Raw genomic sequence first — 10,794 nt, 5'->3', positions numbered from 1 at the left:
AGGTGGCATATGAGCAAAAAATCGATTCAAAAGGTGTACGCACTGACACCAATGCAGGAGGGAATGCTGTATCATGCGATGCTTGATCCGCATTCTTCCTCGTACTTCACACAATTAGAGCTTGGGATTCACGGCGCTTTTGATCTTGAAATCTTTGAGAAAAGCGTCAATGAACTGATTCGGTCATACGATATTCTCCGTACGGTATTTGTGCATCAGCAGCTGCAAAAACCGCGTCAGGTCGTGTTAGCGGAACGCAAAACAAAGGTGCATTATGAGGATATCAGTCATGCAGACGAGAATCGCCAGAAGGAGCACATTGAGCGTTACAAACAAGACGTTCAGCGCCAAGGCTTTAACCTGGCAAAAGACATATTGTTCAAGGTGGCGGTTTTCCGCCTTGCTGCAGATCAGCTGTATCTTGTCTGGAGCAATCATCATATTATGATGGACGGCTGGAGCATGGGCGTCCTCATGAAAAGCCTGTTCCAAAACTATGAAGCGCTCAGAGCAGGCAGGACACCGGCAAACGGTCAGGGCAAGCCTTATTCCGATTACATCAAGTGGCTTGGAAAACAGGACAATGAAGAAGCGGAGAGCTACTGGAGCGAGCGCTTGGCGGGTTTTGAACAGCCCAGCGTGCTCCCGGGCCGCCTGCCTGTGAAAAAAGACGAATACGTCAATAAAGAATATTCATTTACATGGGACGAAACACTGGTTGCCCGTATTCAGCAAACCGCAAATCTCCATCAAGTGACAGGGCCTAACCTATTTCAGGCCGTTTGGGGCATTGTTCTCAGCAAATACAACTTTACGGATGATGTGATCTTCGGAACGGTCGTCTCGGGACGACCGTCTGAAATCAACGGAATCGAAACGATGGCGGGGCTGTTTATCAACACCATTCCAGTGCGGGTGAAAGTTGAACGAGATGCTGCATTCGCTGATATTTTCACAGCTGTTCAGCAGCATGCAGTAGAGGCAGAGCGTTACGATTACGTGCCGCTCTATGAGATTCAAAAACGCTCAGCTCTTGATGGCAATCTCTTAAACCATCTTGTCGCGTTTGAAAATTATCCGCTTGATCAAGAGCTTGAAAACGGCAGCATGGAAGACCGCCTCGGGTTTTCGATTAAGGTAGAAAGCGCATTTGAACAAACGAGCTTCGATTTCAACCTGATTGTGTATCCGGGCAAAACGTGGACCGTCAAAATTAAATATAACGGAGCCGCCTTTGATTCCGCTTTTATCGAACGGACAGCGGAGCACCTTACCCGCATGATGGAAGCAGCTGTCGCTCAGCCGGCCGCTTTTGTGCGTGAGTACGGGCTTGTTGGAAACGAAGAGCAGCGGCAAATTGTCGAGGTGTTTAACAGCACGAAAGCCGAACTCCCTGAAGGAATGGCTGTACACCAAGTGTTTGAAGAGCAAGCGAAACGGACGCCGGCGAGCACCGCCGTCGTATATGAAGGAACCGAGCTGACGTACCGCGAGCTGAATGCAACGGCCAACCGTCTGGCGAGAAAGCTTGTCGAACAAGGTCTTCAAAAAGGGGAAACAGCAGCGATTATGAACGACCGCTCAGTAGAAACTGTTGTCGGCATGCTGGCTGTTTTAAAAGCAGGCGCCGCATATGTGCCGCTTGATCCAGCGCTTCCTGGGGATCGTCTTCGTTTCATGGCAGAGGACAGCTCCGTTCGAATGGTTTTGATCGGAAATTCTTATACAGGGCAGGCACATCAGCTGCAAGTGCCGGTTCTTACACTGGACATAGGCTTTGAAGAGAGCGAAGCGGCTGACAATCTCAACCTGCCATCCGCCCCGTCTGATTTGGCGTACATCATGTACACATCCGGTTCAACGGGCAAACCGAAAGGCGTCATGATCGAACATAAAAGCATTCTGCGCCTCGTCAAAAATGCCGGGTACGTTCCTGTTACTGAAGAGGACCGCATGGCGCAAACGGGAGCTGTCAGCTTTGATGCCGGAACGTTTGAGGTATTCGGCGCACTGCTGAATGGCGCAGCGCTTTATCCGGTCAAAAAAGAGACGCTGCTTGATGCGAAACAATTTGCTGCATTTCTGCGTGAGCAAAGAATCTCGACGATGTGGCTGACATCACCTTTATTCAACCAGCTTGCTGCAAAGGATGCGGGTATGTTCGGCACACTGCGCCATTTAATCATCGGCGGAGATGCCCTTGTCCCGCATATTGTCAGCAAAGTAAAACAGGCATCGCCGTCGCTTTCATTGTGGAACGGATACGGCCCGACAGAAAACACGACGTTTTCAACCAGTTTTCTGATCGACCGTGAGTATGGGGGCTCTATCCCAATCGGGAAGCCTATCGGAAATTCCACTGCCTACATCCTGGATGAGCAGCAATGCCTGCAGCCAATCGGCGCGCCTGGTGAGCTTTGCGTAGGCGGAATCGGTGTAGCGCGTGGGTATGTCAATCTCCCTGAGCTGACAGAGAAGCAATTTCTCGAAGATCCGTTCAGACCGGGTGAGAGAATTTATCGCACTGGTGACTTGGCAAGATGGCTGCCGGACGGCAATATTGAATTTTTAGGCAGAATCGACAACCAAGTGAAGGTGCGCGGCTTCCGAATTGAGCTTGGCGAAATTGAAACAAAACTGAACATGGCTGAGCATGTGACAGAGGCTGCGGTGATCATCCGCAAGAACAAAGCAGATGAAAATGAAATTTGCGCGTACTTCACGGCGGATCGTGAAGTGGCTGTGAGTGAGCTGAGAAAAACACTGTCTCAGTCTTTGCCTGACTATATGGTCCCTGCCCACCTGATTCAAATGGACAGCCTGCCGCTCACGCCAAACGGGAAAATCAATAAAAAAGAACTGCCTGCACCGCAATCAGAAGCCGTGCAGCCGGAATACGCAGCACCAGAAACAGAGAGTGAAAAGAAATTAGCGGAGATCTGGGAAGGAATACTCGGCGTCAGAGCAGGCGTTACCGATAACTTCTTTATGATCGGCGGTCATTCTTTGAAAGCGATGATGATGACGGCGAAAATTCAAGAGCATTTTCATAAGGAAGTTCCGATAAAAGTGCTTTTTGAAAAGCCGACTATTCAAGAACTGGCACTGTATTTGGAAGAGAACGAAAGCAAGGAGGAGCAGACGTTTGAACCGATCAGGCAAGCATCTTATCAGCTGCATTATCCTGTATCCCCGGCCCAGCGGAGAATGTATATCCTCAATCAGCTTGGACAAGCAAACACAAGCTACAACGTCCCCGCTGTACTTCTGCTGGAGGGAGAAGTAGATAAAGACCGGCTTGAAAACGCGATTCAGCAATTAATCAACCGGCACGAAATCCTCCGTACATCGTTTGACATGATCGACGGAGAGGTTGTGCAAACCGTTCATAAAAACATATCGTTCCAGCTGGAGGCTGCCAAGGGACGGGAAGAAGACGCGGAAGAGATAATCAAATCATTTGTTCAGCCGTTTGAATTAAACCGCGCGCCGCTCGTCCGTTCGAAGCTTGTCCAGCTGGAAGAAAAACGCCACCTGCTGCTCATTGATATGCATCATATTATTACTGACGGCAGTTCAACAGGCATTCTAATCGGTGATCTTGCCAAAATATATCAAGGCGCAGATCTGGAACTGCCACAAATTCACTATAAAGATTACGCAGTTTGGCACAAAGAACAAACTGATTATCAAAAAGATGAGGAATACTGGCTCGATGTCTTTAAAGGCGAACTGCCAATACTGGATCTTCCCGCGGATTTCGAGCGGCCTGCTGAACGGAGCTTTGCGGGAGAGCGCGTGATGTTTGGGCTTGATAAGCAAATCACGGCTCAAATCAAATCGCTCATGGCAGAAACAGATACGACAATGTACATGTTTTTGCTGGCGGCGTTCAATGTACTCCTTTCCAAGTACGCGTCACAGGATGATATCATTGTCGGCTCGCCGACAGCTGGCAGAACACATCCTGATCTGCAAGGTGTGCCGGGTATGTTTGTCAACACGGTGGCACTCAGAACGGCACCAGCGGGAGATAAAACCTTCGCGCAATTCCTTGAAGAGGTCAAAACAGCCAGCCTTCAAGCATTCGAGCACCAGAGCTATCCGCTTGAGGAGCTGATTGAAAAGCTTCCGCTTACAAGGGATACAAGCAGAAGTCCGCTGTTCAGCGTGATGTTCAACATGCAGAATATGGAGATTCCTTCATTAAGATTAGGAGATTTGAAGATTTCCTCGTATTCCATGCTTCATCATGTTGCGAAATTTGATCTTTCCTTGGAAGCGGTCGAGCGTGAAGAGGATATCGGCCTAAGCTTTGACTATGCGACTGCCTTGTTTAAGGACGAGACGATCCGCCGCTGGAGCCGCCACTTTGTCAATATCATCAAAGCGGCCGCGGCTAATCCGAACGTTCGGCTGTCTGATGTAGATCTGCTTTCATCTGCAGAAACGGCTGCTTTGCTAGAAGAAAGACATATGACTCAAATTACCGAAGCAACCTTTGCCGCTCTTTTTGAAAAACAGGCCCAGCAAACACCTGACCATCCTGCGGTGAAGGCTGGCGGAAATCTGCTGACCTATCGCGAGCTTGATGAACAGGCGAACCAGCTGGCGCATCATCTTCGTGCCCAAGGGGCAGGAAATGAAGACATTGTCGCGATTGTTATGGACCGGTCAGCTGAAGTCATGGTATCGATTCTCGGTGTCATGAAGGCGGGGGCAGCTTTCCTTCCGATTGATCCTGATACACCTGAAGAACGAATCCGTTATTCATTAGAGGACAGCGGAGCAAAATTTGCGGTCGTGAATGAAAGAAACATGACGGCTATTGGGCAATATGAAGGGACAATCGTCAGCCTTGATGACGGTAAATGGAGAAATGAAAGCAAGGAGCGCCCATCATCCATTTCAGGGTCTCGCAATCTTGCATACGTCATTTATACGTCCGGTACGACCGGAAAGCCGAAGGGCGTGCAGATTGAGCATCGCAATCTGACAAACTATGTCTCTTGGTTTAGTGAAGAGGCGAGCCTGACGGAAAATGATAAGACTGTATTGCTTTCATCTTACGCATTTGACCTTGGATATACGAGCATGTTCCCCGTACTTCTGGGCGGGGGCGAGCTCCATATCGTCCAGAAGGAAACCTATACGGCGCCAGATGAAATAGCGCACTATATCAAGGAGCATGGGATCACATATATCAAGCTGACACCGTCTCTGTTCCATACAATGGTGAACACCGCCAGTTTTGCAAAAGATGCGAACTTTGAATCCTTGCGCTTGATCGTCTTGGGAGGAGAAAAAATCATCCCGACTGATGTTCTCGCCTTCCGTAAGATGTATGGACATACCGAATTTATCAATCACTACGGCCCGACAGAAGCAACGATCGGCGCCATCGCCGGGCGGGTTGATCTGTCTGAGCCGGATGCATTTGCGAAACGCCCGACAATCGGACGCCCGATTGCGAATGCCGGCGCGCTTGTCTTAAATGAAGCATTGAAGCTTGTGCCGCCGGGAGCGAGCGGACAGCTCTATATCACGGGACAGGGGCTTGCGAGAGGGTATCTCAACAGGCCTCAGCTGACAGCCGAGAGATTTGTAGAAAATCCATATTCGCCGGGAAGCCTCATGTACAAAACCGGAGATGTCGTACGAAGACTTTCTGACGGTACGCTTGCATTTATCGGCCGGGCTGATGATCAGGTGAAAATCCGAGGCTACCGCATTGAGCCGAAAGAAATTGAAACGGTCATGCTCAGCCTCAGCGGAATTCAAGAAGCGGTTGTACTAGCGGTTTCCGAGGGCGGTCTTCAAGAGCTTTGCGCGTATTATACGTCGGATCAAGATATTGAAAAAGCAGAGCTCCGGTACCAGCTTTCCCAAACACTGCCGTCTCATATGATTCCTGCTTTCTTTGTGCAGGTTGACGCGATTCCGCTGACGGCAAACGGAAAAACCGACAGAAACGCTCTGCCGAAGCCTAACGCGGCACAATCCGGAGGCAAGGCCTTGGCCGCACCGGAGACAGCGCTTGAAGAAAGTTTATGCCGCATTTGGCAGAAAACGCTTGGCATAGAAGCTATCGGCATTGATGACAATTTTTTTGATTTAGGCGGCCATTCATTAAAAGGGATGATGCTGATTGCCAACATTCAGGCGGAATTGGAGAAAAGCGTACCGCTTAAAGCACTGTTCGAGCAGCCGACTGTTCGCCAGCTGGCGGCTTATATGGAGGCGTCTGCCGTTTCAGGCGGCCATCAAGTCCTCAAACCGGCTGACAAGCAGGCTATGTATCCATTGTCATCCGCCCAGAAACGGATGTACGTGCTCAATCAGCTTGACCGCCAGACGATAAGCTACAACATGCCATCTGTTCTTCTAATGGAAGGAGAGCTTGATATTTCGCGCCTGCGTTACTCACTCAATCAGCTTGTGAACCGTCACGAATCATTGCGGACATCATTTATGGAAGCTAATGGTGAGCCTGTTCAGCGCATCATTGAGAAGGCGGAGGTTGATCTTCATGTGTTTGAAGCCAAAGAAGACGAAGCGGACCAAAAGATTAAGGAATTTATCCGGCCATTCGACTTAAACGACGCACCGCTCATTCGCGCAGCTTTGCTCCGAATAGAAGCGAAAAAACATTTGCTGCTTTTAGATATGCATCACATCATCGCAGACGGCGTCTCAAGAGGCATTTTTGTAAAAGAATTGGCGCTGCTTTACAAAGGAGAACAGCTTCCGGAGCCGGCGCTTCATTATAAAGATTTCGCCGTTTGGCAAAATGAAGCTGAGCAAAAAGAACGGATGAAGGAGCATGAGGCGTATTGGATGTCGGTTCTTTCTGGCGAGCTGCCAGAGCTTGATCTCCCGCTCGATTATGCCCGTCCGCCTGTGCAAAGCTTTAAAGGAGATACGATCCGTTTCCGTACGGGAAGTGAGACGGCAAAGGCGGTAGAAAAACTGCTTGCGGAAACCGGAACGACCTTGCACATGGTGCTCCATGCTGTTTTCCACGTCTTTTTAAGCAAAATTTCCGGACAGCGGGATATCGTCATCGGCTCCGTTACTGCCGGCCGGACGAATGCTGATGTTCAGGACATGCCGGGAATGTTCGTCAATACACTTGCCCTGAGAATGGAAGCGAAAGAACAGCAAACATTTGCGGAGCTTTTGGAGCAAGCAAAGCAGACGAACCTGTCAGCGCTTGAGCATCAGGAGTATCCGTTTGAAGATCTGGTTAATCAGCTTGATCTCCCTCGGGATATGAGCCGAAACCCATTGTTTAATGTGATGGTGACGACAGAAAACCCTGATAAAGAACAGCTTACATTGCAAAATCTGAGCATTTCACCTTATGAGGCTCATCAGGGAACTTCTAAGTTTGATCTGACACTGGGCGGATTTACTGATGAAAATGGCATTGGCTTGCAGCTCGAATATGCGACAGATCTGTTCGCGAAAGAAACAGTTGAAAAATGGAGCGAATACGTTCTGCGGCTACTAAAGGCTGTTGCGGATAACCCGAACCAGCCGCTTTCCAGCCTGTCACTGGTCACAGAGACAGAAAAGCAAGCGCTTCTTGAGGCATGGAAGGGCAAGGCGCTGCCTGTGCCGACAGACAAAACAGTTCATCAGCTATTCGAAGAGACTGTCCAGCGCCACAAAGACCGCCCGGCTGTCACATACAACGGCCAGTCTTGGACGTACGGCGAGCTGAATGCGAAGGCAAACCGTCTCGCGCGGATTCTGATGGACTGCGGCATCAGCCCGGATGACCGCGTCGGCATTCTCACGAAGCCGTCGCTTGAAATGTCCGCCGCGGTGCTCGGCGTCTTGAAAGCCGGAGCGGCGTTTGTGCCGATTGATCCTGACTACCCGGATCAGCGGATTGAGTATATTTTACAGGACAGCGGCGCGAAGCTCCTCTTGAAACAGGAAGGCATTTCAGTGCCGGACAGCTATACGGGAGATGTCATTCTTCTCGACGGAAGCCGCACGATTCTAAGCCTGCCGCTTGATGAAAACGACGAGGGAAATCCAGAGACGGCTGTAACCGCGGAGAACTTGGCGTACATGATTTACACGTCTGGAACGACCGGACAGCCGAAGGGTGTCATGGTCGAGCACCATGCGCTTGTGAACCTGTGCTTCTGGCACCACGACGCGTTCAGCATGACAGCGGAGGACCGCAGTGCGAAGTACGCGGGCTTCGGGTTCGACGCTTCCATTTGGGAGATGTTCCCGACCTGGACGATCGGCGCCGAACTTCACGTCATTGATGAAGCGATCCGCCTCGATATCGTCCGCCTGAACGATTATTTTGAAACGAACGGCGTAACGATCACGTTCCTGCCGACACAGCTTGCGGAACAGTTCATGGAGCTTGAGAACACATCACTTCGCGTATTGCTCACCGGAGGAGACAAGCTGAAGCGCGCAGTGAAAAAGCCGTACACACTCGTCAACAACTACGGGCCGACAGAAAACACGGTCGTTGCCACAAGCGCAGAAATCCATCCGGAGGAAGGCTCGCTTTCCATCGGACGGGCCATTGCCAATACGAGAGTATACATCCTCGGCGAGGGCAATCAGGTGCAGCCGGAAGGCGTAGCCGGAGAGCTTTGCGTGGCGGGGCGCGGACTGGCACGCGGCTATCTGAATCGAGAAGACGAAACCGCGAAGCGGTTTGTCGCTGATCCGTTTGTGCCGGGTGAGCGCATGTACCGCACCGGCGATTTGGTGAAATGGACGGGCGGCGGCATCGAATACATCGGCCGGATCGACCAGCAGGTCAAGGTCCGCGGCTACCGGATCGAGCTCTCAGAAATTGAAGTCCAGCTCGCCCAGCTTTCTGAGGTGCAGGATGCGGCGGTGACGGCTGTCAAAGATAAAGGCGGCAATACAGCAATCGCGGCGTATGTCACACCGGAAACAGCTGACATAGAAGCACTGAAATCAGCACTGAAGGAAACCCTGCCGGATTACATGATCCCGGCGTTCTGGGTGACGCTGAACGAGCTTCCGGTTACGGCAAACGGCAAAGTGGACCGCAAAGCCTTGCCTGAGCCGGACATCGAAGCGGGAAGCGGAGAATACAAAGCGCCGACGACCGACATGGAAGAGCTGCTTGCCGGCATCTGGCAGGACGTGCTTGGAATGCCTGAAGTCGGTGTCACCGACAATTTCTTCTCGCTTGGCGGAGATTCCATCAAAGGAATTCAAATGGCGAGCCGCTTGAATCAGCACGGCTGGAAGCTGGAAATGAAAGATCTCTTCCAGCATCCGACGATCGAAGAGCTTACCCAATATGTAGAGCGTGCCGAAGGCAAACAGGCAGACCAAGGCCCGGTAGAGGGCGAAGTCATCCTGACGCCGATCCAGCGCTGGTTCTTTGAAAAGAACTTCACGAACAAGCACCACTGGAACCAATCGGTGATGCTTCACGCCGCGAAGGGCTTTGACCCTGAACGGGTGGAGAAAACATTGCAGGCGCTGATCGAGCATCATGACGCGCTCCGCATGGTCTATCGTGAGGAAAACGGGGACATCGTTCAGGCGTATAAACCGATCGGTGAGAGCAAGGTCAGCTTCGAAATCGTGGATCTGTACGGCTCTGATGAAGAGATGCTGAGAAGCCAGATTAAGATTCTCGCGAACAAGCTGCAAAGCAGTCTCGATCTGAGAACCGGGCCGCTTTTAAAGGCGGAGCAATATCGCACAGAAGCTGGGGATCACCTGCTCATTGCTGTACACCATCTCGTGGTCGACGGTGTGTCATGGCGGATTTTGCTTGAAGACTTTGCTTCAGGCTACATGCAGGCTGAGAAAGAAGAGAGCCTTGTCTTCCCGCAAAAAACAAACTCCTTCAAGGACTGGGCGGAAGAACTGGCGGCATTCAGCCAATCAGCGCATCTTTTACAGCAGGCTGAATACTGGTCGCAAATTGCCGCTGAACAGGTTTCTCCTTTACCGAAGGATTGTGAAACAGAGCAGCGGATCGTCAAGGATACATCATCCGTCCTATGTGAATTAACGGAAGAAGACACTAAGCATCTTTTAACAGATGTTCATCAGCCATATGGAACTGAAATCAACGATATTCTTCTCAGCGCGCTCGGTTTGACAATGAAAGAATGGACAAAGGGGGCCAAAATTGGCATTAACCTTGAGGGACACGGTCGGGAGGACATTATCCCGAATGTGAATATCTCCAGAACGGTCGGCTGGTTTACGGCACAATACCCTGTTGTGCTCGACATATCTGACGCAGATGCCTCGGCTGTGATCAAAACAGTCAAAGAAAACCTGCGCCGCATTCCCGACAAAGGTGTTGGCTACGGCATTCTTCGTTATTTCACAGAAACAGCGGAAACAAAGGGCTTCACACCGGAGATCAGCTTCAACTATTTGGGCCAATTCGACAGTGAAGTCAAAACCGATTTCTTTGAACCGTCCGCTTTCGATATGGGGCGCCAAGTAAGCGGAGAATCAGAGGCGCTGTACGCATTAAGCTTCAGCGGCATGATCAGAAACGGCCGGTTTGTGCTTTCCTGCTCCTACAATGAAAAGGAGTTTGAAAGAGCCACGATTGAAGAGCGAATGGAACGGTTTAAAGAAAACCTCCTGATGCTAATCCGCCATTGCACGGAAAAAGAAGACAAGGAATTCACACCAAGCGACTTTAGCGCCGAAGACCTTGAAATGGACGAGATGGGAGATATCTTTGACATGCTTGAGGAGAATTTAAAATAAAACGCAAGGGAATTACAGAAGGCGGGAGCGAAA

The 10,794-nt window shown here is 50.6% G+C and carries 1 protein-coding gene; it reads left to right on the top strand.

Annotated elements, in window-relative coordinates:
- Positions 1 to 9: 9 nt before the first annotated feature.
- Positions 10 to 10,761, top strand: coding sequence for a surfactin non-ribosomal peptide synthetase SrfAB (gene srfAB, locus PUN35_RS22500; protein ID WP_031600150.1), 10,752 nt, complete (start codon positions 10 to 12; stop codon positions 10,759 to 10,761).
- Positions 10,762 to 10,794: the final 33 nt, after the last annotated feature.

The sequence above is a fragment of the Bacillus sp. N3378-2at genome (genome assembly GCF_033412715.1).
Taxonomy (GTDB): Bacteria; Bacillota; Bacilli; order Bacillales; family Bacillaceae; genus Bacillus; species Bacillus subtilis.
This window is presented reverse-complemented; position numbering and strand designations above follow the sequence as displayed.

Coding starts and splice junctions, on each gene's coding strand:
- srfAB (WP_031600150.1), top strand. CDS start 10: ATGAGCAAAAAATCGATTCAAAAGGTGTACGCACTGACACCAATGCAG.